The following is a 23,935-nucleotide window of genomic DNA, read 5'->3' on the forward strand; positions in this document are numbered from 1 at the left end:
CCATGGCAGACGGTGTACACCTACTTCCGGAACTGGCGCAAGGACGGCACCTGGATCATCATTCATGACCACTTGCGCGAGTGGACTCGGATTGAGCAAGACCGACACCCTCAACCGTCAGAAGCCGTCATCGATAGTCAGAGCGTGAAAAGCGCGGCCATGGTGCATGAGGCCGTTGGCTATGATGCGGGCAAAAAGATTAAAGGACGTAAACGGTTTCTGGGCGTCGATACCTTCGGCTTGGTGCTGCGGGTGCTGGTCACCGCCGCCAGTGTGCCGGAGCGTGAGGGGGGTAAGCAACTCCTCAAGCGCGTCAAAGCGATGGGGCCTGCCATCTCGAGACTGACCATTATTTGGGCGGATGGGGGCTTTGATGGCCCTGCTTTCATGATGTGGGTGATGGATACCTGTCGTTGGATTCTCCAAGTCGTGCTGCGACCTCAACAAACTAAAGGGTTCGTGCTGCTCAAGAAACGCTGGGTGGTGGAGCGTACCCTCGGTTGGCTGATGGGGTGCCGACGTTTGGTGCGAGATTATGAACTGCTACCCGAAACCTCAGAGACCCTCATCTACCTGGCCATGATCCGTATTATGGTCAGGCGGTTGGCATAATTTTTGACCCCTCAGATCTTTTAAAACGTCCTCTGACCACTGCTATCGCTACATGAGAACGCTGATTCAAAATTGACGCACGGCCCAAAACCGCAAGATGCTGAGAATGCTGTCCATACTCAGCACCGACAGCACGCTACCGGCACTGCCAACGCTCAAAATGCTGCCCGCACTGCCAATACTGAGAATACTCCCCGCGCTGCCGATGCTGAGAATGCTGCCGGTGCTGCCAATGCTGAGAATGCTGCCCGCGCTGCCCAGGCTCAGCAGGCTAAAGTAGCTGCCCCGGCTCAAAATAGCGCGATGCCCTGGGGTGACGGCGCGACCATTGGCAGGGTTAGAGACGGTTTGCTGTCGTTCAAACATGCCTGGATACCCTAATCGAATCTGTAGTCTCAGCTAGCGCTCTGTCAGCACTAAGCATTGGGTTTAGGGATCTCTGAAACACTTGTTTGGCAAGCCTTTTCAAAGAGAGCAACCCTAAAATTTAGTCTTGACGCGGCCCTAGTCGTCGGGACTTGTTCAGAATGCCATTCGTTGGCCGTGACTGTGACACCCGATGCCTGAATTAGCCTACCCCATCGGTCCGCCCAGAATGACCTTGGCCAGGGCATTGATCACCGCTTCGGGGGGTTCTTGCTTGAGGTCGCTGTACCACTGCTGGGTGGCTTCGGGCACGTGGCCGTAGATGGTGCTGGTGCGCTTGCGGGCTTTAAGCGCCAGGTCGGCGGTGCGATCTTTGCGGGCGGCTTCGTAGCGGTTGAGGGCATCGGCCACGCCGATGTTGGTGGTGACCAGGTAGCGGGTGATGACTTCGGCATCTTCGATCGCCTGGCAGCCGCCCTGGCCCAGGGTGGGGGTGGTGGCGTGGGCCGAGTCGCCGAGCAGGGCAATGCGGCCTTTTACCAGGTTCTCAAGGGGGTCAATATCGCCGATTTCCAGGCGGTTGGTTTGCTCAGAGTCGATCGCCTGAATCAGCTTTTGCACCCGCTCGGGCCAGCCCCGAAAAATGTTGGCCAGCTCGTCCTGGCGATGGGTGGGAGCAACCTCGGTGCCCTCGGCCATCGGCGCGCCAAAGAAAAAATAGAAGCGATCGCCCCCAACCGGCATCATGGAGGCGCGCTTGCTGTCGCCCACGTAGATTACCCACAGGTCTTTTTCGCACAGTTCCGGGTCGGCCTTTACCAGGCCATTCCAGTTGACGTAGCGGGCATAGCGGCGATCAACGCAGGACCCGACCACGTAGGCGCGCACCGCCGAGTGAATGCCATCGGCCCCAATGACCAGATCGCCAGTGGCGCGATCGCCATTCTCAAAGATTGCCGTGGCGGTGTGCTCGTCTTGCTCAACGCCGACGCAGTTCATGCCCAGGTGTACGTCTTCGGGGCCGAAGGTGTCGAGCAGCATGGACTGCAAATCAGTGCGAGACACCGGATAGGGACGCTGACCCACCTGCTCAAACAGGGGCCGCAGATCGACGTAGCTGAGGCTTTCATCGGTGTGGCTGCGGTACTCCATCGCGTTCATTTCGCCGCCGATGGCCGCCAGCTTTTCGCCCAGCCCCAGGTAGTTGAGCACCTTGACCCCGTTAGACCAGAGGGAAATGCCCGCCCCGGCAGGGCGCAACTCCTGGGCGCGATCGTAGATCTCCACCTGGTAGCCCGCCTGGCGCATGGCAATACCCGTGGTCAAGCCGCCGATACCGGCTCCAATAATCACCACCTTCAGGTTGTACATGGGCCTCTCCTAACTGTTGCGATGGGTAGAGCGTTGCGATGGATGGAGCACGCTGCCTAGACTATCCAATCCGTCCGCTGCTGCCTAGGACTTTAGAGTCACTCTTTTCACTATAAAGAAAAAGCTGTATACAGTGCACATTTAGGCTGCCTCGGCTAGCGGCTCGACCTTGGAACGTCAACCCTAAAGGAGAACTGGGCAGTATTTATACTCAATCTTCAAAAAACTATCCAATCGTTCACCAATTTATTACCCCAAAATCTCAGAAACAGCTGGATTTTTCTTGGCCACAGAGAAAAGGTAACTGTCCAGATTTGGAAGTCCATCATGTGGCATCGTTTCCCTGTAGTGTTGACTCTGCTTACCGCTGGTGGTCTGGGGGGCTGGGGCTATATGGCCCTATCCCCTCAGGCGGCCTCCGCTCCGCTGTCCTTTGGAGGTGAGAAAGCTAAGGTTCCCGCCGGCCTCGAATCCCCTGGGATTCACTCCGATAAAGTTGCCACCATCTATGTGCAACGCAACAAGCGCCCCGGCAGCGGGCGGCGCGGTATGCGCGGCTAGGGTGTAGGTTCACCCGCTTTAGCGGCTCGGAGCCTTTCTAGCTGGTACTGAGCATCGTCAAAGCAGCCCAGGCGGCTGACATCTAGACAGGCGCTGGCTACGGTTTCTAAATCGGCGATCGCGCTATCGATATCCCCCAGCTCCGCATGGAGCAAGCCCCGGTCGTAGTAGGCGAAGGGATGGTTGGGATTGAGCTTGATCGTCTGGTTGAAGTCGTTCATCGCCCCGGCAAAATCGCCTAGGTCCTGGCGCGTCAGGCCACGGTTGTAGTAGGGCTCTGGGCTGCTGGCATCGATTTGAATCGCGATCGAAAAGTCTTGAATCGCGCCCTGAAAGTCGTTCAGGCGGCGCTTGACCAGGCCTCGATTTTCGTAGGCCAAACTGTTGTTCGGGCGCAGGTTTACGGCTTCGGTACAGTCGCTCAGGGCGGCGGCCTGATCGTTTAGATTCGACCGCGACAGGCACCGATTGAGGTAGGCATCGGCTTTGCTTTCGGGATCTTTGGCCAGATTGATGGCGGCGGTGTAGTCCTGCATGGCCCCGGCTTCGTCGCCCAGCTCGGCTCGGGCATTGCCCCGGTTCACGTAGGCATCGGTGTAGCTGTCTTTGTGCTGGAGGGCCTCGCCATAGTCGGCGATCGCCCCCTGCAAATCGCCCAGCTGAAAGCGCAGGTTGCCCCGCTGGTAGTAGGTAACGGCCTGATCGGGGTGGGCCTCAATGGCGTTGGTCAGGTCTTGCAGAGCTGCCTCCGACTGGCCGTTTTCCCACAGCAGGGTAGAGCGCTGGGCCAGGGCCTCGCTGTTGTGGGGCCTCAGCTCTAGAACCCGATTGAGATAGTTGAGGGAATCGTTCTTTTGGCCCATCTGCTTGGCTGTTTCAGCCTGCTGAAGCAGATGGTTCACTTTCATGGTTTGGGGAATGCGCAGCCAAACAACCGCTGCCGCCACCAGCAGGGCCAGGGCGGCCCCGGCCCCCAGCCAAAGGGTCGATCGGTGCAGGGGGCGGGTCGCCCTGGCGGGGACCGGGTCATCGGCTACCGGCGATCGCTCTTCAAAGTCCATCGCGCTGTTTTCCTCGGGTAAGGGGTTAACTGCGGCGGTGGCCGCGATCGGGGGTGGGGTGGGCTTCAGGTCGGGGAGGGCCAGCAGGATGTCTTTGGCCTGGTGAAACTGCGACTCAGCCTGGGGCGACACCATGCGCAGCAAGATGTCTTTGAGGGGGTTGCCCAGGGTGGAGCACTCGTCAAGCTGAAGTTTGATCTGGTCCACAAAATCGTCCTGGCTCAGCCGGGGAATGGCCTCATTCGACAGCCCAGTCGCCATCTGAATGGCAATCATGCCGAGGGCAAAGTGGTCGGCGGCAAAGCGGGTGTACTGCCGGTGCTTGACCTGGGGCAGGTAGGCCGACTCAGGGCTGAGGCTAGAGGAGCTGCCGTTGGTTTCTGGGCCAGGTTCTGGGGTGCCCGTATCTTGAATTAGGCCAAAGTCGACCAGGACTAAATCGCCGCGATCGCGATGGCGAATTAGGTTGTTGGGGTGCAGATTTTGATGGGCAATGCCGTGGCGCTGAATTAGATCTAGAATGCCTAGACTCTCTCTCAAAAAGCTCTGTACGTCGGCCTCAGACCGGGGCTTTTGCTCGACTAGCTCGCTCAGCAACGAATGCCCGGGCACATAGTCGCGCACCCAGTAAAAATCCTGCCCTTCTTGAACCGTGGACAGGTTTTTGGCGATCGCTTCGTACTCGCCCATGCGCTTGAGCAAATTGACTCGCTTGGCCAGCAAATCGTTGAGAAATTTAAGGGTAATGGTGTTGTGGGCCGGCAGCTGCAAGTGCTTGACAATACATTTCGCCTTGGCCGAACTGCCATGATCGGTCATCAGGTAGGTCTTGGTGTAAGCCTTAGTACTGACAACTCGAATGAACTGAAATCGTCCATCGATCAGTCTTTTCACAACCATTAGATTTGCCGCGGTAAATGCACTGGGCAGAGTAATAAAGAAAACTCTTAGCCCGCTAAAGACGCGAATCTGCTGCCGCTTTTTGTTGAATCAGAGCCTCTGATTTAGGAAATAAAATCCCTATTTTGAGGGATTAAAATAACCCCTGCGGCTCCCTGTAGTTGTAGCGTCGACTTCAGGATATTGAGCCATGAGTCACATTGCCCTTCGGCTGAAACTCAAGGCTCAGGCAGCTAAGATAAGTGTGACAACCCATCAGCAGCAATACTACTATGTACTGTGTAATTTATGACGGTAACTGTAACCTCTGCGTCAGTCTGGTGCGGTTGTTAGAGTCGCTCGATCGCGGTGCCCAGTTTCAGTACGTGCCGATGCAGGACGGGCAAACCCTTGACCGCTATGGCATTACCCCCGCCGACTGCGAGGCCGGAATGCTCCTGATCGATTTACAAGCGCCCGATCGCCGCTGGCAGGGCAGCGATGCCGCCGAAGAAATTGGCCGTTTGCTGCCCCTGGGCAACCCCTTCGTGCAGGCCTACCGCGCGCTGCCGGGGGCCAAGCAGGTGGGCGATCAGGTTTACGCCTTTGTGCGCGATCGCCGCTACGAGCTATTTGGCCAGCGCCCCAGCCGCTACAACTCGGCCTATCCCCTCTGCGACGATGGGCGGTGTCGGCCCCCGGCCAACCCATCCCCGGAGCTGCCTTAGCTAACACTTTTGACATGTAACGACATGCCCTATTACTCGAAGGCTGAAATATGCCGACTATTCCAGATCGCTTGGCTCCCTGGCTCCCCTGCTCCCCCGCGATTGGCAATAGTCGCCACACTTGTGCCGCAGTCTACTAGCTACCTCTCCGGGGCGCATGGGCGATCGCGTTAGCCGCCAATAAAACCAGGTTTTGAGTGCTGCTAAATGGCTAGCTCACGCCGGACTAACTCCGGTGCGAGACCCTGGGAGTCCGTTCTGCGAAATCGTTGGGAGGAAAGCGGCCGGATAGGGTGTATCCACAGATGACGGCGGCGGCTGACCCCTGAGATTCTAGAGAAACAGGCGGCATTCCCCTCACCAATGGCTTGCCGCCCCCTCTTCACTCAGCACAGGAAGGATGACTGCTATGGCTTCGCGATCGCACTTTGCCCTGGTTGTTCTCAGCGTTCTGACTACCGCTGCGCTGGCTGCTACCGCCGCCGATGCTCGCCCTGGGCAGGGGCAGGCCCATCGCCCTCAGCCCGGCGCGGCGGTGGTGCAGGGGGTTATCCCAGGTTGAGCCTGCCGCTGTCGTGGTAGAAACCTCTGAGGGCACCGTTGCCCCCCCTGAATCTATTGTCGAGGCCACCGGGGAACCTCTGAAGCAGAAGCCCAGGAAGGCCTGCCCCTCGATGGCTCTGGCGCTCAGGAATCCGCTGAAAACCCCCAGAATTTACCCCCCGGCCTCCAGCGCCAGGTTGAGAGCGGACGCGGCCTGCCTGCCGGTTTGCAAAACCGATAAAACTGTTCAGGCGCAATTCTCCCGCAATTCCGGGGACCGGGTTTCTGGGGGGTATCCAGCCATAATTGGATGTTCGCCCAGAGGCCCGGTCCCTTTGGCGTAGACCTCTACTCAGGGAGCACCCGCACCCGGGCAAACTTGAGGCCGTTGACGCCCTGGAGCGGCTCAACGGTGCCCTGTTCCACATGGCTATCGACAATGCCTTCGCGGTGCAGGTAGCGCAGGTAGCGCTGGTATTCCTGCCACTCTTCGCTGGTGGAGTAGACCACGGTGAGCATGCCGGGCTGGGTGATGCGATCGCCCGTTTCGGCATCGCAGGCTTTGTCGATGCGTTTTTTGACAATTTCGTAGCGGGTGTCGCGGGTGCCCCGCACGTCGAACAGGCGCTCGGTGGTTTCATCGTGAACAATGTCCACTGTGTAGCCCTGCACCAGCACCAGGTGGGTGATGGTCATGTCGGTGTCGTAGTTGGCCTTGAGGGCAAAGCCCTGGCGGGCGCAGTCGCATACAGCCCGCAGCTGCTCGTAGCGCAGCGACTTGAGCTGAAAATCGGTGAATTTGGCATCAATGGCCTGACCCGCATAGATCATGTGGTCGATGCCGTCGGTGGCCTCCAGGTCGCAGTAGTGGGCGGTAATGGCCTGCATCGACTGCTGCCAATGGTTCCAGGTGTCGCGCAGCAGACCGTTGATGTGGCCGATGGTCTGGTCGTAGATGGCGCGGGCTGTGTACACACAGCCGTGGTTGGTATCAATGGCGGCCTGGTACTGGGCGATCGCGGCTTCTGCCTCGGCGCTGTGCTGGGCAAAGTAGGCAAAGTGCACCTCGACTTCTCCCTGGAGGTAGCGCAGCAGCGTCACTTCCGAGTCTACGGTGACCCCTGCCTCCAGGGTGGTAATGTGGTCGGCCAGATCTAGGGCCAGCTGCCCCACCAGGGCATTGCTCACCGCCCGGCCAGCGGCTTCGACCACCGCCAGGGCGAGGCGAAACTGGGCCAACAAATCTTGCTGAATGGCTCGATTGCGCTCGTCCGACGAGCCGCGAATGTCGGAGATGCCGTACAGGGGGTAAACGCTCTCAAACACAATGGGGGTGGGGGGCAGGCCGAGGCTGAGCCGCTCCGACTCTTGCTCAAACCGCCAGCGCACCGAGGGATGAATATTGGTAAAGCGATCCTGCACGCTGTGGCGCATCGCCGCCGTCAGGGCCGGAATGAGTGTGGTAGCGCGGCTGCAATCGGCCTGGTCAAAGGCGTAGGGCTTGGGGCTGGCAAGGCCCACCAGGCCCACCATTTGAGCGCTGCTATCGCCCAGGCGGGCGGTGCGCATGACCAGGGGGATGAGCAGGAGCGATCGCACCCCTTGACTGAGCATATCCATTTCGCAGGAGGTATTGCTGTCGAGGCTGAGGTCGGGCACGTTGACGACCTCGCGGCGATCGGTAGCCCGCAAAAACGCCGAGCCCTGTAGGTCCTCTACGGTGTAGGTGGCAATTTGCCATTCCGGCTGATCTAGCTGAGTAAACAGCTGCGCCTGGCAGTTCTCGGCGCTCAGCAAAAAGCTGTCGGTGGCGCCAAACAGCTGCTTCATTAGCTCATTGGCCTGCTCAAAGCGGCGCGTGCCCAGCACCGACTCATGGCCCACCAGCAGCTGAATTAACGCTTTAGAGGTCTCCCGTTCGGTAACATCGACGCCCTCAATCAGAATTTGGCCGCTAACGGTGTAGTTACCCGGCTTGAGCGCTGCCAGCAGGTGCTTAAAGGCTGGCTCCTTGCCCAGGAGCTGCGTGGCAATCTGCTCGCGGCTGGGTGGTTCAGCCCAGCAATCCGCCAGGCTAGCCGCCAGCTCAGGGCTAATGGCCGTAATGTCCAGGCCAGCTTCAGCGGTGCGCAGGCGCAGTTCAATCTGCCGCTGCTGGCCCGTTTCGGAGTCGGCTAGCGATACCACCAGCGGCTCGTGGAGCAGCCGCTGGGAGACTAAGTTGGCCTGCCCATAGGCGTAGCAGAGCAGTGCGCTCAAAAAATGCCGCCGAAACCGCTCCCGCAGGGCCTTCTGGTGAGCTGGTGTCAGACGGTCAAAAAAGCTGAGATCGAGGTGACCGCCTTTGGCCGGAATGCCCGTCAGACGGCAAAAATAGCGGTTGGCAAACAGCACCGGATGCGGCTGGGGCTGAGCACCCACCTCACCGGCCACATCCACCACCGCCATCACCAGCTGGCTGTAGTGCTGAATTAGCTCTAGCCAGGGCAGCGGGGGCTTTTCTTCGTCATGATTGGCCTTTTCAATGCGATCAGGGGTCTCACCCTCCTGGCGATTATCGGCGCGATCGCCCAGAGTGTAACCGAGGTCGATCACAGGAATAGCTCTGGAGATTGGGTCTGTGTCGATGCAGCGAGACGATTCGTTAGCCATAGTTGCGTTTGATACCACCCTTCAAAAACTCTTACAAGGCAGCTCAATGGAATTCCGAATCTCGACTCAAATCTTTGCGGAATCCAAGGACTTAATGGAGATGCGGTAAACCCTCATCTCCCCGATGCACCCTTGGATGTAGTTCTGCGCCATGGCCCATTGGCCAGGTTTACCCCTTGAAATCCATGGTACCCAATTGCGGCAGCTAACCTCTGCCCAGATTCACCCTGCTCCCGCTGGGGCCTCCACCCTTTAGAATAGAAGTCCTACCCAGGATTACCTTCCCCGCTGAGCTATGTTTGAAGCCCTCTCCGATCGCCTTGAATCTGCCTGGAAAAGCCTGCGCGGCCAGGACAAAATCAGCGAATCTAACATCGATAGCGCCCTGCGGGAGGTGCGCCGCGCCCTGCTGGAGGCCGATGTCAACCTCCAGGTAATCAAAGACTTTATCGCTCAGGTGAAAGAAAACGCCCTGGGCATTGAGGTGGTCAAGGGGGTCAGCCCCGACCAGCAGTTCATCAAAGTGGTGAACGATGAGCTGGTGCGGCTGATGGGCGACACCAACGCGCCCCTGGCCAACGCGCCCACCAAGCCCACGGTAGTGCTGATGGCGGGCCTCCAGGGCACGGGTAAAACCACCGCCACCGCCAAGCTGGCCCTGCACCTGCGCAAAGAAAACCGCAGCACCCTGCTGGTGGCTACCGACGTCTACCGCCCGGCGGCGGTCGATCAGCTGGTCACCCTCGGCAAGCAGATCGACGTGCCTGTGTTTGAGCTGGGCACCGACGCCAACCCGGTGGACATTGCCCGTCGGGGGGTCGAGCAGGCCAAAGCCGACGGTATTGATACCGTGATTGTAGACACGGCAGGTCGTTTGCAGATTGACCCCAAAATGATGGGCGAGCTGGCCGATATCAAGACCGCGATCGCGCCCGACGAGGTGCTGCTGGTGGTCGATGCCATGACCGGCCAGGAAGCGGCCAACCTGACCCGCACCTTCCATGACCAGATTGGCATCACCGGGGCCATTCTGACCAAAATGGACGGCGATGCGCGGGGTGGGGCCGCTCTGTCGGTGCGGCAAATTTCCGGGCAGCCGATTAAGTTTATCGGCGTGGGTGAAAAGGTGGAGGCACTCCAGCCCTTCTACCCCGATCGCATGGCATCGCGCATTTTGGGCATGGGCGACGTGCTCACCCTGGTAGAAAAAGCCCAGGAAGCGGTGGACCTTGGCGATGCCGAAAAGCTCCAGCAAAAAATTCTTGAAGCCGAGTTTGACTTCGACGACTTTCTCAAGCAGATGCGCTTTATGAAGAGCATGGGCTCTTTGGGCGGCATCATGAAGCTGATCCCCGGTATGGGCAAGCAAATTACCGGCGACATGCTGGAGCAGGGCGAAGCGCAGCTCAAACGCTGCGAAGCCATGATCAACTCCATGACCACCGCAGAGCGCAAGCAGCCCAACCTGCTCTCCAGTTCCCCCAGCCGCCGTCGCCGGATTGCCAAAGGCTCGGGCCATCAGGAAAAAGACGTGGGCAAGCTGGTCAGCGACTTCACCAAGATGCGCACCATGATGCAGCAAATGGGGCGCGGCGGCGGTTTCCCCGGCATGGGTGGCGGTATGCCGGGTATGGGCGGCGGCTTCCCCGGGATGGGCGGCGGCATGCCGGGGCTGCCGGGCATGGGCGGTGGGCCTCAGCCAGGTTTTCGCCCCCCCAGCAACAAAAAGCAGAAGAGCCAGAAGAAAAAGAAGGGCTTTGGCCAACTTTAGATACCTGAGTTTGAGCTAAGTCAAACAGTGGTAATGCTCTTGGGCAGGAAGAACTAATGATTGTTGATTGCTGCTCAATTTAGATGTTAGTCGTCATGTGGAAGGCCATTGCTGATTTGACTATCGAAGATCTGATCCAAGCTCCGGTTTGGGAGCTTGCATCCAGTGAAGCCCAGGATCTGGTTCGCCCTACTTCACTCAAAGCTCTGAGCGAGTATCGAAACGGTCCCGTCCACATCGCGCTTACCAGCTTTCGTGCCGCTGGGGGGAAGAAAATGATTGGGTTCTGCTCACCTGCTGAGCCTTCTGGACTCGACTATGTCTAGCCCGTGATAATCGTAAATGGTAGCCAAGTTCCGCTTTGGCGTCGAGATGAATTCAATGAGACCGAGTGGCAATCTTTAGCTCTGAGACTTGGCTTAGCAATCGAGGAGTTTCTGCCGCTTTCAATTCGTTGCGAGGTACCCGTCGATGGGACTTTCTATCGTCACGTCCTTGTTGCACCCTAATTCGGCATTGTAGTAGAGATAAGGTTGCCAGTGGTGTTTCCACCATCCTGTGTCCTGGCTTAATGACAGTAAACCCAACGGCTTATATCGGGCAACTCAAACTCGCTCCCAAACCAGATCAAATACCTGTAAACCCCCGTTTTGATCAGTGGGTGCCGTTCTTAGCGTGACCCGGTTTCCGCTGATCGTAAAGGTTCGCACCAGATCGGTGCCCACCCGGTTGGGGATGGAGGCTACCTCAAGGCGATGGGTGACGGTGTTGCCCTCTATGCTGTAGGTTCCGGCGTAGGCGCTGAAGCTGGTGAAGGCCCGGGCCAATTCCTCGGTGGGGATAGCATCCATCTCGCTGCTCAGGGGGGAGCCTACTGGCTTGCTCAAGGCTGGGCGATCGCCCCTGGCAAACATCACCATCATGCGCCCGGCGGCGGTGTAGGTGATGTAGCCCTTGGGGTTAGCTCCGTATACCTCTGGCGTTACGCTGCCGTCAGCGTAGATGGCGCTGGCCGAAACCAAGCTCCAGGTGCCCAGCAGGGGGTTCTCTTGGCTCATAGATGTGGTCTGGTTTGGGGTTAACCCTAGTAGACCACTTCATAGTCAGCATGTTCAGCAGTATGGAGCTTCCAGTATTCTGCGGCGATCGCATCGCTGCTGTACTTGGGGTCATCGCCATTGACGGTGCCGCAGATTGTCACAGTTCCCACCTTAATCGGTGAATCTTTGAGGGCCGCATGGAGGGTGCTGGCCAGCACGCGAATGCCCGCCTTGCCCAGAGAAAGCGAGACAAAATTGGGGTCAGGATACAGCGCAAAGCCGCCGCCCGTAAACAGCAGCGTGCCTTTTTGCTGGCTCTGCATGGCAGGGAGCACGGCCTGAACGCAGGCGATCGCCCCGGCGACATTGGCGCGAAAGTCGCTGACTAACGTGTCGAACTCGGTTTGCAGCACGCTCTCCATGCGGGGCACAGCGGCGTTGTAGACCAGCACCTCTGGCGTACCCAACTGGGTTTGGATGGCCGCGAACGCCGCTTTTAGGGCTGCTTCATCGCCAGCATCGGCCAGGAAATAGTGGGAGGTAACACCTTCGGATTGCAGCGTAGACTGATAGCCTTTGAGCTTGGCCTCGTTGCGGGCGATCATCACAATTTCAAAACCTTCACTGGCAAATTTGCGGGCGATCGCCATGCCGTTGCCTTCGCCCATGCCCACAATTACACAGAGCTGAGTCATAGTTTTAATCCTTGCGTTAGGCCAAAATTAGCGGCGTGAGTACTGGAGCCATCAGCATTTCAAACTCTAGATTGGTGGCGCTGACGATATTTTCAACGATCTTGCCGTTGGCCAATCGCATGACGTGAGTTTCATGAAAAGTAATCACGCGATCGCTTTTGGGAATACCAAAATAGTCTTTTACGTGCTGCTGAAATGACTTGAAGCGCACCACAACGCGATCGCCTGCGGCAAAACTATCCTCAATACTCAGCGGTTTCACATCGGGAAAAGCGTCATAGAAGCCAGAAAAAACCTGCTTGTATTCTTCAATACCATTGATCGGGCCAGTGGGCTTGAGGCCGGTAATAATTTGAACGTTTTCGTCCAGCAGTTCTTCTGCCAGACCCATGTCACCCTTGCCTAAAAACTGCTCAACATAGCGGTGGGCAACGGCTAAATTTTGGCTTTCTGCTTCACTCATCCTAGATACTCTCCAACTTGCTTGAAATCTACAATAGTGGCAAAATTCAGATAAATCAAATTGATAATAAACATAGAATGCATCAATCAAAGTGATAGATCTCAGCGCCATTGACCTCAACCTGCTGGTGGCCTTTGAGGCGCTGTACACCGAGCGCAGCGTGACGGCGGCCGCCCAGCGCATCCACATCGGGCAACCGGCGATGAGTGCGGCGCTGGGGCGACTGCGATCGCTCTTTGCCGACGACCTATTTGTGCGGGTGGGCCGGGAGATGAAGCCCACCGCCAGGGCCGAGGCGATCGCGCCTCAGGTGGCGGCGGCGCTAAACGCGGTGCGGGCCACCCTGGCTGAGCGACAAACCTTTGACCCGGCGACGGCAACCAAAATATTTACCCTGGCCACCTCTGACTATTTCGCCAGCCTGATCTTGCCAAAACTGCTGGCTGTATTTAAACACCAAGCTCCCCAAGTCGATCTCCGCCTGATTACCGTTGAGAAGGAATCCTTTGTGGAACTTTTAGAGGAGAACATTATCGATTTGGCGTTGGGAACCTTTGCAGACTTGCCCTCGCATATTTCGCAAGAAACTCTGGTTGTAGAGAATTTTGTGGGCCTCTGCCGCCAGGGGCATCCTGCGATTGAACATGGCGCCGTTAGCCTGGAGCGCTTCGTTGGGTTTCCCCACGCCCTGTTTACGCTGCGCCGAGATGCCGTGGGCATGATTGACCAAACCCTGGCTAAGCTAGGCTTACAGCGCCGGATTGCCCTCACCATTCCCTACTGGTTTACGCTGCCAACGGCGATCGCCGCTTCCGATCTGCTCACCGCCATTCCCTCCTGTTTGCAGCAGCACTTTGTCAGCTATTACCCGGTACAGTGTTTTGAGATTCCCCTGGAACTGCCGTCCTGGGGGGTAGCGATGGCCTGGAGTAAACTGCAAGACCGCGATGCCGCCAATCTTTGGCTGCGGCAAATTGTGCGAGACGTTTGTCGAGAGCTGGACCTGTAAACGGCCATGGCGCTTCAAGAGCAGATTCAATTGGCCGTTGGCCCACTGCTGACCCAGGGAGGGATTCCGGGGGCTGCGATCGCCCTGTCTATTGATGGGCAGCTGGTTTTGGAAATCGGCCTTGGCGATCGCGACCTCCATCAATCCGCGCCATTACCCGCCAGTGCCAGCTTCTATATCTACAGCGTCACCAAAACCCTGATCGCGGCGGCGGTGCTGAATCGGGCGAACGCCGGGTGGCTCGATCTAGACGCACCGATTCAGCAATACTGGCCCAATTTTCCGGTCGCAACGCCCCTTACCCTGCGGCAGATTCTCAGCCACACCAGCGGCCTGCCCGACTACGGCGGGCTCCCAGCCTACGGCGCAGCGGTAAAATCGACGCCGGGTTCCCCCTGGTCAGGCGAGGACTACCTGGATGTGGCCCGCAGGAGAGGCTTGCTATTTGAGCCAGGGACGGGCTGGTCGTACTCCAACATCGGCTATCTGGCCCTCAAAACCCTGATGGAGCAGAGCACGGGCCAGTCGATGCAGGACTTTTTGGACGAGCTGTTTTTTACCCCGCTGGGGCTACAACGCACCTTTGTGGCCGCCTCCCTAGGCGATGTGGTTGGCCTCACGCCGGGCTACACCGCCATGTTTGACGACGAGCTTCAGGATATGTCGCAGCGCTACCATCCGGGCTGGGTATCCCACGGGGTAGTGGTGTCTACGGCGGCGGAACTGGTCAGGATGATGGACGCTCTGATGTCAGGGCAAATTCTGAACAGATTGCTGGTTGAGCAGATGGCTCAGCCGGTTCACAGCCTGGGAGCCCACCCACCCCTCCAGAGCGTAGCCAGCGGGCTGGGGCTATTTATGGACACCAACTCGCCCTATGGCCGGGTGGCCGGGCACAACGGCGGCGGTCCGGGCTATTCGATCGCGGCCTTTCATTTTTCCGCGCTGGCGGGTCGCCCCACCACCATTGCGGCGGCGACCAACCGAGAGGGCAACAACGTGGGGTTAGATGTCGCCTATGCTGTGGCCCGCGTGCTGGCGGGGGCATGATCGATTGCTACAAATTGTTCGGTGCTGGGAATTCCTGTCGGGCAGCGGGCAAGCTAGGGACGTGAACCAAGGTAGGTCAGCCCCCGGAGCCTGTATGAATAGCAAACGCGCCCCCCGCAGAATTTTTCCAAAAGTGAGCACCATGCCGCGTCCGGCCACTGAGGCCGCTCAGTACCTCGACATGTACAAGCTAACGGTCGAGAAAACGCGCCTTCAGCAGGAGCTGGAGTACATTGACGGTCGCCGCCAGCAGCTGTGCGATCGCCTGGCCGAAATCGAGCAGGAAACCCAGGCGCTGGATGCCAAAGCCGTCAATCTGCGCCCGCCATCTCACCCCACCGCCGCGCCGAAGCCCCAGGGCATGAACTTTGCCCCCAGCGCCAACGTGTACCTGCCCGAGCGCAACAGCCGCCAGGCTCCCGACGACTACAACACGCTGATGCTGGACTATTAGGCTGCGGCTGGTGGCTGAGCGCAGTCGAAGCCCGATGTCTCCCGAGGGGAAAGCAACTCGATAGAATAGGAGCATGAAGCAACTCCTGCTGGTGCTGATTCGCGGCTATCGACGCCTAGTTTCGCCCCTTTTTCCGCCTACCTGCCGGTTTACCCCCACCTGCTCGCAGTACGCGCTGACGGCGATCGAGCGGTTTGGCCCGGTGAAGGGGAGCTGGCTGGCGGCGCGAAGAATTACGCGCTGTCACCCCTTTCACCCCGGCGGCTACGACCCGGTGCCGGAAGGGGCCGATGCCGAGGCATCCGACATATAGTTAAGGTGAGGCATACAGACCATGGGACGGCCAGGAAAGCTCTTCTTCTTTTGTGGCAAGATGGCCGCAGGAAAATCGACCCTAGCCAGGGAAATAGCGCGGCGAGAGGATGCCATTTTGGTTGAGCAGGATGATCTTTTACTCAAATTGTTTCCGGGCGAAATTGTAGATATCCCTGGCTTTATCAAGTATTCATCGCGGTTAGAAGATGCCCTAACACCGCACCTATGCTCACTGCTCTCAAAAGGCATGGTCGTGGTGCTCGACTTTCCCGGCAATACGACGACACAGCGCGCCTGGTTTCGAGAACTGATTGACTGCACAAATGCCGACCACGAGCTGCACTACATTGATGTGACCGATGAGCTGTGCAAGCGTCAGCTGCGGGAACGCAGCAGGGAGCTGGCTGAAGGCTCAGCTTTCACAAGTGATGCCGAATTTGATGCCATCACCCAGTATTTTCAGCCGCCGTCAGCGAGCGAGAACTTTAACGTCATTCATCATCAGCGCGGCTAACGTCGAATCATGACTCAGTCAAAACAGATTTGCTAGAAACCCGGTTTCTGCTACGGGATGAGCAAGGATAGTTGCCTCACCACAAAAGAAACCGGGTTTCTGGTCTGATACCAAATCCGAATTCCATAATCCCGATTCCCAAAAGGTAGGACCGTAGGGTGCATTCGCGGCTACACCCCCGTCTGGCAGCGCCCTGATTGCTTTGATTAGCCGCAATGCACCGCTGGGGAATAGGGGATAGCTAATCAGGATTTGGTCTGAGCGCATTCTCAATGCAAGAAGTGGCGCACCCCGGTCATGGCCATGATCAGGCCCAGCTCGTTGGCGGCTTTAATTGAGTCGTCGTCGCGGCGGCTGCCCCCCGGCTGCACCACGGCGCGAATGCCCGCAGCGGCGGCGGTGCGCACAGAATCGTCGAAGGGGAAGAAGCCGTCGCTGGCGAGCACGGCGCCCTGGGCTTTTTCACCGGCTTGAGCGAGGGCGATGCTGACGGAACCGACCCGGTTCATCTGCCCGGCCCCAATGCCGAGGGTTTGCTGCTGGTGAGTCACCACGATCGCGTTCGATTTCACATGCTTGACCACGCGCCAGGCAAACAGCATTTCGGCCAGCTCCGTTTCGCTGGGTTTGAGTTCAGTCACGATCTGCCAGGTGGTGGGGTCGTCGCGGTGGGTGTCGGGGGCTTGCAGAAGGAATCCGCCTGCGATCGCATTCACCACCTGCTTTGGCCCCGTCAGCAAATCCTCCAGCACCAGCACCCGCAGGTTCTGCTTTCTGGCCAGAATGGCTTTAGCGGCATCGTCGCACCCTGGGGCCACGATGCACTCCAAAAACGTGCCCGTGAGCTGCTGGGCTGTATCGGCATCGATCGCCCGATTGAGCACCACAATGCCGCCAAAGGCTGACACATCGTCGGCATCGTAGGCGCGGCGGTAGGCGGTGGCCAGGGTGTCGCCCATGGCCACGCCGCAGGGGTTGGTGTGCTTGAGCACGGCAGCGGCGGGGCGATCGCTAGGGAATTCTGCAATAATCCGCCGCGCCGCCTCCAGATCCACCAGGTTGTTGTAGCTCAGCTCTTTGCCCTGGAGCTGCTCGGCCCCGGCCCAGCCCGTCGGCACCGACCCGGTGCGGTACCAGGCCGCCGTTTGGTGGGGGTTTTCGCCGTAGCGCAGGGTGGCCTGCTGGCGGCCCGTCAGCGCCCACTGCTGGGGCAGGGCCTCGGCCTCGCCCGTGGACTCGGTCAGGTAGGTGGCGATCGCCTGGTCGTAGCTGGCCGTGTGCCAAAACGCGGCGCGGGCGCAGGCCTGGCGAAATTCTAGCGGTACTTGCCCCTGATTTTCGCGGAGAGATTCCAGATAAGGCTCGTACTGCTCGGCGCTGCACAGCACCGTCAGGTAGGCGTGGTTCTTGGCCGCTGCCCGCAGTAGCGTTGGTCCGCCAATGTCGATATTTTCGATCGCATCGGCCAGGGTCACGCCTGATTTTGCGATCGTCTGCTCGAAGGGGTAGAGGTTGACCACCACCAGATCCAGCGGACGAATGCCGCTGGCGGCCAGATCCTGCTGGTCCTCCGGCAAGTCTTGCCGGGCCAAAATGCCGCCGTGGATTTTGGGGTGCAGCGTTTTGACCCGACCGCCGAGAATTTCGGGCGACCCGGTGTAGTCTGACACTTTGGTAACGGGGAGATTGGCCGCCGCGATCGCCTTTGCCGTACCGCCGCTGCTAATCAGGTCAAAGCCAAACTCTTCCACCAGGGCTTTGGCCAACGACTCCAGGCCGGTTTTATCGGATACGCTCAACAGTGCCAGGCGCGCCATAGCTCTCTAATCCTTGATTTTGCAGACCCCCACTATACCGAAAAAGCCCATCTCCCCCTTATCTGTAATGTGGGTCAATCCTCAGCCTATGGGCTAAATCTGGCTTCATCCTGCGCGCCCCCGCGACCATCCCCTCACCTCCTCACCCTCCTCACCTCCTCACCTCCTCACCCCCCTCACCTCCTCACCTCCTCACCTCCCTCATCTCCTCACCCCCCTCATCCCCCTTACCTCCCCCATCCCCCTCTGCCCTGTGACACCATAACGATGCCCCCTCACCGTAGAATGATTTTCGACCACAGGCCTCAAATGCTCAACTCAAACCTCGGCGGGCCACTACTATGGGCAGCGATGGTGACTAAACAACCAGTGCTAAAGACCCAAAGGCTTGTGCTGCGCCTGGGCAAGACCGAGGATATTCCGGCGATTTTGCAGTATTACCGGGCTAACCGAGCGTATTTAGAACCCTTTGAGCCTCAGCGCCCGGACAATTTCTATACCCGTGACTTCTGGAAAACGGTGCTGGTTGCCAGGGAAAGCGATTTGCATACAGGCTATGCGGTTAAGCTGCTGATATTTTTGCAGGCTGACCCCAACCAGGTAATTGGCACCATTAACCTCAATACCATTGTGCGTGGAGCACTGCACGGAGCCGTTCTCGGCTATGGCCTGTCGGCCCAGCACCAGGGCCAGGGCTATATGACAGAAGCCGCCCAGCAGCTCATCACCTACGCCTTTGACGAGCTGAATCTGCACCGCATTATGGCCAACTACATGCTCCACAACTACCGCAGCGCCAATGTGCTCAAGCGCCTGGGCTTTCAAATTGAGGGCGTTGCCAGAGATTTTCTATTTATCAACGGCCAGTGGCAAGACCACGTGATGACCAGTCTGGTGAATCCGCACTGGCAAATGCCGGAACCGTAGCGGTCAAGTTGTGCCTCCGAAGCACCGCTTTGACAGGCGAACCCCAGACCTGTTTAGGGTTTGTGAGGCGAGTTTAGATTACTCTGGTGAAATATGTCAAACTGCTCCTCTAGACCCACCGATTTTAAGTACCAAAAAGCAATGGCAAGGGGCAGAATATATTTATCCCACGGGAATGCCTTCATCATAATTAAGCTATTGAATAGCACAACTAAAGTCATTAGATTAAGCCTGGAAAAACGAAGGCAGGCCAATAGAGCTAAACTATAAAAAAATATAATTTTTAAGCTGCTGGACGATATTAAGTTAGCGATCTTAGACGTTGTGCCTAAGCCTGTCAAAAGAGGCGGAAAGATTATGCAGTACAGCAGCAGCCCTGCCGCGATTAAAAGAATTTTAAGTTTTTTCTGCTTCAGTAACTCTCTGAAATTTCGGAATCGCTGCTTGGGTTCAAACAAAAGAAATTCTGAAATCGCCACATAAAGGCCTATGAAAGACAGGAAGTTGACCGCTCCTCCCGGCGTTAAAGCCCAGTTCGTTTGCTGAACCTCAGGCGTACTGCGAACTTTCAATGCGGCCTCTGGGGCCAAGCCCTGAAATAGATAAAACCAGCCGAAAAGAGATAGCCCCGCAATTAGAGGGGCCAGCCATTTCCACTGCTTGACAAGAACGATGCGGCGATCGCGAACAATCTCAACGGCTGCGATTATGAATTCGTAGGTTAAAATCGCAGCCGGGAAAGCAACCATGTACTGCCGAGATGCGATCGCAAGAATAAAGCTAAGACTGCTCAAAAGATAACGATTTTTGACGTAGAAAATAAAGCCAGTCAGAACCCAGAAGCAAGCAATAATATCGGTATATAGCAGTCTGCTATACCAAAGAAAATAAGGGCATAGCAGAAGCCCCAGCAGGCAAAGTAAAGACCTTTTACCGTTCTCTCGCCTGGGCCAACCGATAGCGACGGCTATGCTCATAGACAGCATTATGTTGAGCAACCGGCCCGCTGCAATTCCACCATGGAAAAAATATTCCAAGCCACCAAATATAATAAATGGCAGCGGTGTATTAAGCTCTTTATAGTCTCGTATAGACTCAAGGCTGGGGGGCATTTGCTTGCTAAACGTCAGGCTAGTATCCCAAAACCGCTGCTCATCCCATAGCGGCGGCGCTTGGGAGATATCTAGCCAAAATACTAATATGCTGTAAATAGCCGTAACACACACTAAAAAGATAAAGCGTTGTTGCAGGAGGGAGGGTCGATTTATCATAAAAGTCAGTGTTAGGTCAATGGTTATTGGAGTCTAAACAGAAGGACCAAGTTAAACCCGATTTAAGTTGCCGGGTTTTCTCCTTTCGGGAGATACTTCGTGAATGACTCCGCTCAACCCTCTGCCTAGCAAAAGATCGAACATTGAACGAAGTTGAAATGTGCATCCCGTCGAATTTTGCTGCTATAGGCGTGGTTTCTAGCTGCTCAACTAGGTTTTTTTAAGTCAATTGGTGGGTAGGATGACTACGCGGACGATGTTCGGCTTGATTTGGGTTTAATGCCCTAACAAATTCTTGAAGGCTGGTGGAGCCTTTAACTTCAATCCGAGGCAGTAAAAGTAGTGTATCTTGAAACGAGCTATGTCCCGGGCGGCACGATAGACCCATGGTGTAGCCGCAGGCTCCGACTAGGTGTTGTACGACTGGGTCCACTTCTCCATAGGGATAGGCAATGGTTTGAATGGGGTGGCCCAGTTCTTCGGTAAGGATGGCGCGCGATCGCCCGCTTTCTTGAACAATATCCTCTATAGAAAGTGCAGTCAGATGGCGGTGGGTCGCGGTATGAGAGCCAAATTCAATGCCTTGCGCCTGCAACTGGCGAATTTGCGGCCAATCCATTAACTGAACGTCTTCGCCATAGACAGCGTCCCATTGGTTCGATTGCCCCACTCGATCGGCGACCAAGAAAACCGTGGCGGAGAACCCATATTTTTTCAGGGCAGGATAGGCATGCTCAAAGAAGTCCAGATAGCCATCATCAAATGTGAGGACGATGGCACGTCCAGGGAGAGGCTGTTTGGTCGCGATCGCCTTCTGCCAAGCCGCTAAGCTAACGCTGTAATAACCGGCATCGCGGAGATAGCATAACTGCTCAGCAAACATCTCTGGGGAAAGCCGCCATTGGTTGAGATCTGCCGCACCAGTGGGAGCAATGCGGTGGTACATCAAAATGGGAAGGCGATTGGTCGTTATGGGCTGGGTATTGTTTTTACAAGGCTTTCCACCATGCCATAGAACCATGGAAGCGACTGCTTCAGGGGGTGGAGTGGGCTGAGGTATTTCTACAATGCTCGGGGAGTGCTTTTTCCAAGGCATCCAGTTACGCCCTGATTTTTGGTAGAGCTGAATCCGATAGAGGGGAGTTCTAATTTCCTTCACAAGGCGCAGATTCTTCACCTTCATAAAGGTGTCACTGATGCCTTTTGCGCCAAAGGGGTGATCCCAGTTATAGCCAGTGCGATCGGGCTCATCAACGACTAAATGGGCATGGGCCGTGAGAAAATAGCCGCCCGGTTCTAGAGCGTTCACGGCCTTTTGGGCAAAATTTTCTAATGCGCCCCACCCATCCATGTAGTAGAGCACTTCGCTACAGACAATGAGTTGGAGAGACTCGGGCAGGGGGTCGATTGCCATATCCAGCTGTTTAAATTGGATATGGGAGAACTGAGCACAGCGCTGAGCGGTTCGATCTACGGCAATTTGAGAAATATCTGTGGCGATTAAAGACTGAACTCGGGGTGCAAGTTGCGCGGTAAAGTGCCCCTCTGCACAAGCTAGTTCTAGGGCGCGTGTAATCTTTTCGGTGGGGAGTAAGGAAAGAGTTTGTTCATATTTTGTTTGTTCGTAGCCGATGGTGTATTTCCAGGGATCGGGGCAAGTCGCGAAAAGGGTCTCAAAGTAGTCGCGGTTATTAAAACCGACTTGTACGGATGCAGGGTTGGCAGACTCTTCTGAGGAAATTACCCCTTTGGCTCGATTGGGTTGCGTTGACCGAGCTAAAGGCAGGATATCGGGCGCATACATCACGCGCTGGATCGGTTGGTGCGGATCGGGGGTTTGGGCGATCGCCTCTCCCGTTGCCTTTGCCATATCCATCAACGCTTCGGCAGTTTGGGTCGGTAGCGATGCCCATCGAGAACTGCTGCTGCCAAGCATCTGGTGACGTTGCCCGAAGAGCAGCGTGTGAGAGAGCTCCACAAATTCTTTGGAAAGGCTAGCAGAACAAGATGCTGGATGCGTTGGTCGGTGTTGTAGCTGCGCTTGAGCGGCGATCGCCAAACCCTGCCGAAGTGTTAGGTTTGGCGTGATGGGCTGTCCTACAAACGCCTCCCGTACTGACACGCGGCACAACTCAACGCCGCCTTCTAAGGTGAGGGCAACCCGCAGTGCCTGAGCCGATACCTTGCCATTATGCACCGGCACCGTAAATAGGCCAAAGGGGATACCCCCAACAGTCAAGGTAACCTTGAGGTCGGATACATCAGAGTTCGCCACAATGACATCAGATAGAGGACAGCTGACCTCCACGGTGATTGCATGAGAATCGGGCTGAAGCGTTTGGGGCGAGGGATCTACATGGGTTGCATCATAGAAATTTTCCCCAGACCAGTCAGGTCGATCCCAGAAGTCTTGTAAAAAAGTTGTCCAGCCAATTTGATTGTGCTGAGTATTCCAATCATCGGTATCTACACCATTGGAAATAGCCTGTTTTTGGTAAACCGTTTCTTTATAAAAGCACCCCAGAATTTGCCAGTAAAACTGGGCAACAATGCTGTCTTTTAAAACGATTTTAGAAATCTGTCCGTCACAAACAGGTAGTTCTAACACCCCTAAGCGCAGGCCTGCAACCGTCACGATGCCGTATAGCCGCTCAACCCCAGCAGGAGGAATTATATCGACAATCGGTTGTGTGGCCTCTAACACCGTGCCGTATGTATGACCTAACTGGAGGGGCCATGGTACGTCGGCGGCATGTTCCAAAATCATTCGTTCTAAGATGATATTGACGCGCTTCACTAAGCCTTGAGCTGCGGAGGCGTGTTCCAGAGCTACCAAAAAGTGCTGAAGCGATAAATTGATGTCTTGCCAAAGTTGCCACCACTTTGTGGGCGGGCAACAGGTTGGCAGAGGAACTGACTCAAATAAACTCGCTGCAATGCAATAGGGATCTAAATTCGGTGCGGTGCCGTTGAGTAATGTGAGTAAAGGGCTTGTATTCTTACTGAGTCCAATAACTAATCCTGCTGGCCATGTGGCCCAATGGAACTGTAGACTGTTGAGTGTGTCCCCAGGGAGACCATCTTCGTAATCTGGATGGGGGTTGGAAACTCGTGGGTCAGGGGTATGACCTTGTTTTAAAACCCGTAGTCCATCAACAAAAAACTGAGTCCCATCGCTAGAAAGCGATTGGGCGCGCATTCGGTAGTAGGCTAAAGTATCTGGAATGCCGCCAAAACGAGTACCTTGGCGAGCTATGCGTTGCCATAGATCCCAGTCTTCGCAAGTTTTTAGAGAGGTATCAAACCCTCCTACACGATTAAAAACATCTTTTTTGACGACACAGGCATGCACCGCAAAAGGGCAATAATGCGCCAGAGTGCTAAATAAATCGGTGGATTGAGGTACTGGCTTTCCATAAACCAAAAAGCCATCGGGGGCAACTCTGGCCCAGCCGCAATGAACCGCGTCGAGAGAGGCGTCCTCATGAATTTTGGTGGCGATTTGGCTTAAATAGGTCGTCGCAATCCAATCGTCTGCGTCTAGAAAGAGCAACCATTCTGCTCTTGCGAACTGCACCCCTGTATTGCGTGCCGCACTGACCCCCTGGTTGGCCTGAGTTACAACGCGGATTCTGCTGTCTTGGTTGGCAAACTGGTTGGCGATCGCCCCAGTTTCATCTACAGAGCCATCGTCTACAATGATTGCTTCCCAATGAGATGTCGTTTGACTCAACAGAGAGGCAGTGGTTTCAGCCAGTGTCGCCGCCGCATTGTGTGCTGGAATAATGATCGAAACACTGAAGGGGATCATGGAGTTTTAAGCTAAAAATAATGTA

The 23,935-nt window shown here is 56.5% G+C and carries 21 protein-coding genes; 11 read left to right on the forward strand and 10 right to left on the reverse strand.

Going from position 1 to position 23,935, the window contains the following annotated elements; all coding sequences use genetic code 11:
* The coding region (locus LEPTO7104_RS0115425; protein ID WP_017299480.1) for an IS5 family transposase at positions 1-612 on the forward strand (612 nt) is incomplete at its 5' end.
* A 66-nt stretch (positions 613-678) separates the two neighbouring features.
* Here LEPTO7104_RS0115425 and LEPTO7104_RS0115430 read toward each other — a convergent pair.
* Both LEPTO7104_RS0115430 and hpxO read right to left on the reverse strand, forming a co-directional pair.
* On the reverse strand, positions 679-978 hold the full coding sequence (locus LEPTO7104_RS0115430) for a hypothetical protein (RefSeq protein ID WP_017299481.1): 300 nt from the start codon (positions 976-978) through the stop codon (positions 679-681).
* Positions 979-1,185: 207 nt separating this feature from the next.
* The gene (gene hpxO / locus LEPTO7104_RS0115435; protein WP_017299482.1) at positions 1,186-2,349 is read right to left on the reverse strand and encodes an FAD-dependent urate hydroxylase HpxO; all 1,164 of its coding nucleotides are present in this window, start codon (positions 2,347-2,349) and stop codon (positions 1,186-1,188) included.
* Positions 2,350-2,676: 327 nt separating this feature from the next.
* Between hpxO and LEPTO7104_RS0115440 the strand changes: the two genes are divergently transcribed.
* A complete protein-coding gene (locus tag LEPTO7104_RS0115440) occupies positions 2,677-2,910 on the forward strand; it encodes a hypothetical protein (protein ID WP_225886991.1) in 234 nt (77 codons plus the stop codon).
* On the opposite strand, the gene LEPTO7104_RS37025 is transcribed toward LEPTO7104_RS0115440, so the two are convergent.
* Positions 2,907-4,871: a tetratricopeptide repeat protein gene (locus LEPTO7104_RS37025; RefSeq protein WP_017299484.1), complete on the reverse strand. Its 1,965-nt coding sequence runs from the start codon at positions 4,869-4,871 to the stop codon at positions 2,907-2,909. The genes LEPTO7104_RS0115440 and LEPTO7104_RS37025 overlap by 4 nt on opposite strands.
* A 272-nt stretch (positions 4,872-5,143) precedes the next feature.
* Between LEPTO7104_RS37025 and LEPTO7104_RS0115450 the strand changes: the two genes are divergently transcribed.
* Together LEPTO7104_RS0115450 and LEPTO7104_RS40165 are read left to right on the forward strand one after the other, a co-directional pair.
* Positions 5,144-5,578, forward strand: a complete 435-nt coding sequence (locus LEPTO7104_RS0115450) for a thiol-disulfide oxidoreductase DCC family protein (RefSeq protein ID WP_017299485.1) — start codon at positions 5,144-5,146, stop codon at positions 5,576-5,578.
* A 409-nt stretch (positions 5,579-5,987) separates the two neighbouring features.
* Positions 5,988-6,140, forward strand: a complete 153-nt coding sequence (locus LEPTO7104_RS40165; protein ID WP_225886992.1) for a hypothetical protein — start codon at positions 5,988-5,990, stop codon at positions 6,138-6,140.
* A gap of 329 nt (positions 6,141-6,469) precedes the next feature.
* Here the strand turns inward: LEPTO7104_RS40165 and LEPTO7104_RS0115460 are convergent, their stop codons facing one another.
* Positions 6,470-8,773 (reverse strand): GAF domain-containing protein, encoded by a 2,304-nt coding sequence (locus LEPTO7104_RS0115460; protein WP_155523655.1) that lies wholly within the window; start codon positions 8,771-8,773, stop codon positions 6,470-6,472.
* Between the two features lie 295 nt (positions 8,774-9,068).
* Here LEPTO7104_RS0115460 and ffh point away from each other — a divergent pair, with 295 nt between their 5' ends.
* Positions 9,069-10,544, forward strand: coding sequence for a signal recognition particle protein (gene ffh / locus LEPTO7104_RS0115470; RefSeq protein ID WP_017299489.1), 1,476 nt, complete (start codon positions 9,069-9,071; stop codon positions 10,542-10,544).
* A gap of 605 nt (positions 10,545-11,149) precedes the next feature.
* On the opposite strand, the gene LEPTO7104_RS0115480 is transcribed toward ffh, so the two are convergent.
* Genes LEPTO7104_RS0115480 through LEPTO7104_RS0115490 form a run of 3 tightly spaced genes read right to left on the reverse strand, consistent with a single transcriptional unit; the run spans position 11,150 to position 12,742 of the window.
* Positions 11,150-11,602, reverse strand: coding sequence for a lipocalin-like domain-containing protein (locus LEPTO7104_RS0115480; protein ID WP_017299491.1), 453 nt, complete (start codon positions 11,600-11,602; stop codon positions 11,150-11,152).
* 26 nt (positions 11,603-11,628) lie between these two features.
* The gene (locus LEPTO7104_RS0115485) at positions 11,629-12,279 is read right to left on the reverse strand and encodes an SDR family NAD(P)-dependent oxidoreductase (protein ID WP_017299492.1); all 651 of its coding nucleotides are present in this window, start codon (positions 12,277-12,279) and stop codon (positions 11,629-11,631) included.
* A 16-nt stretch (positions 12,280-12,295) separates the two neighbouring features.
* Positions 12,296-12,742, reverse strand: a complete 447-nt coding sequence (locus LEPTO7104_RS0115490) for an ester cyclase (protein WP_017299493.1) — start codon at positions 12,740-12,742, stop codon at positions 12,296-12,298.
* Between the two features lie 85 nt (positions 12,743-12,827).
* Between LEPTO7104_RS0115490 and LEPTO7104_RS0115495 the strand changes: the two genes are divergently transcribed.
* The 5 genes from LEPTO7104_RS0115495 (at position 12,828) to LEPTO7104_RS0115515 (ending at position 16,084) form a co-directional block, all read left to right on the forward strand.
* The gene (locus tag LEPTO7104_RS0115495; RefSeq protein WP_026072757.1) at positions 12,828-13,751 is read left to right on the forward strand and encodes a LysR family transcriptional regulator; all 924 of its coding nucleotides are present in this window, start codon (positions 12,828-12,830) and stop codon (positions 13,749-13,751) included.
* Positions 13,752-13,757: 6 nt separating this feature from the next.
* Positions 13,758-14,801: a serine hydrolase domain-containing protein gene (locus LEPTO7104_RS34035; RefSeq protein ID WP_017299495.1), complete on the forward strand. Its 1,044-nt coding sequence runs from the start codon at positions 13,758-13,760 to the stop codon at positions 14,799-14,801.
* Between the two features lie 94 nt (positions 14,802-14,895).
* The gene (locus LEPTO7104_RS34040) at positions 14,896-15,255 is read left to right on the forward strand and encodes a hypothetical protein (RefSeq protein WP_017299496.1); all 360 of its coding nucleotides are present in this window, start codon (positions 14,896-14,898) and stop codon (positions 15,253-15,255) included.
* Between the two features lie 73 nt (positions 15,256-15,328).
* Positions 15,329-15,568 carry a membrane protein insertion efficiency factor YidD gene (gene yidD, locus LEPTO7104_RS0115510; RefSeq protein ID WP_017299497.1) on the forward strand — a complete coding sequence of 80 codons (240 nt, stop codon included), beginning with the start codon at positions 15,329-15,331 and terminating at the stop codon, positions 15,566-15,568.
* A gap of 21 nt (positions 15,569-15,589) precedes the next feature.
* On the forward strand, positions 15,590-16,084 hold the full coding sequence (locus LEPTO7104_RS0115515) for a P-loop nucleotide/nucleoside kinase family protein (RefSeq protein WP_026072758.1): 495 nt from the start codon (positions 15,590-15,592) through the stop codon (positions 16,082-16,084).
* A 269-nt stretch (positions 16,085-16,353) separates the two neighbouring features.
* Here the strand turns inward: LEPTO7104_RS0115515 and purH are convergent, their stop codons facing one another.
* Complete coding sequence (gene purH / locus LEPTO7104_RS0115520) at positions 16,354-17,901, reverse strand: bifunctional phosphoribosylaminoimidazolecarboxamide formyltransferase/IMP cyclohydrolase (protein WP_017299499.1); 1,548 nt, start codon at positions 17,899-17,901, stop codon at positions 16,354-16,356.
* 351 nt (positions 17,902-18,252) lie between these two features.
* On the opposite strand from purH, the gene LEPTO7104_RS0115525 reads away from it, so the two are divergent.
* Positions 18,253-18,828, forward strand: coding sequence for a GNAT family N-acetyltransferase (locus tag LEPTO7104_RS0115525; protein ID WP_026072759.1), 576 nt, complete (start codon positions 18,253-18,255; stop codon positions 18,826-18,828).
* Positions 18,829-18,881: 53 nt separating this feature from the next.
* Here the strand turns inward: LEPTO7104_RS0115525 and LEPTO7104_RS0115530 are convergent, their stop codons facing one another.
* Together LEPTO7104_RS0115530 and LEPTO7104_RS0115535 are read right to left on the reverse strand one after the other, a co-directional pair.
* On the reverse strand, positions 18,882-20,099 hold the full coding sequence (locus LEPTO7104_RS0115530; RefSeq protein ID WP_017299501.1) for a hypothetical protein: 1,218 nt from the start codon (positions 20,097-20,099) through the stop codon (positions 18,882-18,884).
* A 220-nt stretch (positions 20,100-20,319) separates the two neighbouring features.
* Positions 20,320-23,910: a trifunctional glycosyltransferase/class I SAM-dependent methyltransferase/polysaccharide deacetylase gene (locus tag LEPTO7104_RS0115535; protein WP_017299502.1), complete on the reverse strand. Its 3,591-nt coding sequence runs from the start codon at positions 23,908-23,910 to the stop codon at positions 20,320-20,322.
* Between the last annotated feature and the right edge of the window lie 25 nt (positions 23,911-23,935).

Origin of the sequence: Nodosilinea nodulosa PCC 7104 (assembly GCF_000309385.1) — a bacterium.
GTDB classification, from domain to species: Bacteria; Cyanobacteriota; Cyanobacteriia; order Phormidesmidales; family Phormidesmidaceae; genus Nodosilinea; species Nodosilinea nodulosa.

What these genes read in the sequence shown, in the direction of transcription:
- LEPTO7104_RS0115430 (WP_017299481.1), bottom strand. Translation starts at nt 978, where the DNA reads ATGTTTGAACGACAGCAAACCGTCTCTAACCCTGCCAATGGTCGCGCC.
- hpxO (WP_017299482.1), bottom strand. Translation starts at nt 2,349, where the DNA reads ATGTACAACCTGAAGGTGGTGATTATTGGAGCCGGTATCGGCGGCTTG.
- LEPTO7104_RS0115440 (WP_225886991.1), top strand. Translation starts at nt 2,677, where the DNA reads ATGTGGCATCGTTTCCCTGTAGTGTTGACTCTGCTTACCGCTGGTGGT.
- LEPTO7104_RS37025 (WP_017299484.1), bottom strand. Translation starts at nt 4,871, where the DNA reads ATGGTTGTGAAAAGACTGATCGATGGACGATTTCAGTTCATTCGAGTT.
- LEPTO7104_RS0115450 (WP_017299485.1), top strand. Translation starts at nt 5,144, where the DNA reads ATGTACTGTGTAATTTATGACGGTAACTGTAACCTCTGCGTCAGTCTG.
- LEPTO7104_RS40165 (WP_225886992.1), top strand. Translation starts at nt 5,988, where the DNA reads ATGGCTTCGCGATCGCACTTTGCCCTGGTTGTTCTCAGCGTTCTGACT.
- LEPTO7104_RS0115460 (WP_155523655.1), bottom strand. Translation starts at nt 8,773, where the DNA reads ATGGCTAACGAATCGTCTCGCTGCATCGACACAGACCCAATCTCCAGA.
- ffh (WP_017299489.1), top strand. Translation starts at nt 9,069, where the DNA reads ATGTTTGAAGCCCTCTCCGATCGCCTTGAATCTGCCTGGAAAAGCCTG.
- LEPTO7104_RS0115480 (WP_017299491.1), bottom strand. Translation starts at nt 11,602, where the DNA reads ATGAGCCAAGAGAACCCCCTGCTGGGCACCTGGAGCTTGGTTTCGGCC.
- LEPTO7104_RS0115485 (WP_017299492.1), bottom strand. Translation starts at nt 12,279, where the DNA reads ATGACTCAGCTCTGTGTAATTGTGGGCATGGGCGAAGGCAACGGCATG.
- LEPTO7104_RS0115490 (WP_017299493.1), bottom strand. Translation starts at nt 12,742, where the DNA reads ATGAGTGAAGCAGAAAGCCAAAATTTAGCCGTTGCCCACCGCTATGTT.
- LEPTO7104_RS34035 (WP_017299495.1), top strand. Translation starts at nt 13,758, where the DNA reads ATGGCGCTTCAAGAGCAGATTCAATTGGCCGTTGGCCCACTGCTGACC.
- LEPTO7104_RS34040 (WP_017299496.1), top strand. Translation starts at nt 14,896, where the DNA reads ATGAATAGCAAACGCGCCCCCCGCAGAATTTTTCCAAAAGTGAGCACC.
- yidD (WP_017299497.1), top strand. Translation starts at nt 15,329, where the DNA reads ATGAAGCAACTCCTGCTGGTGCTGATTCGCGGCTATCGACGCCTAGTT.
- LEPTO7104_RS0115515 (WP_026072758.1), top strand. Translation starts at nt 15,590, where the DNA reads ATGGGACGGCCAGGAAAGCTCTTCTTCTTTTGTGGCAAGATGGCCGCA.
- purH (WP_017299499.1), bottom strand. Translation starts at nt 17,901, where the DNA reads ATGGCGCGCCTGGCACTGTTGAGCGTATCCGATAAAACCGGCCTGGAG.
- LEPTO7104_RS0115525 (WP_026072759.1), top strand. Translation starts at nt 18,253, where the DNA reads ATGGTGACTAAACAACCAGTGCTAAAGACCCAAAGGCTTGTGCTGCGC.
- LEPTO7104_RS0115530 (WP_017299501.1), bottom strand. Translation starts at nt 20,099, where the DNA reads ATGATAAATCGACCCTCCCTCCTGCAACAACGCTTTATCTTTTTAGTG.
- LEPTO7104_RS0115535 (WP_017299502.1), bottom strand. Translation starts at nt 23,910, where the DNA reads ATGATCCCCTTCAGTGTTTCGATCATTATTCCAGCACACAATGCGGCG.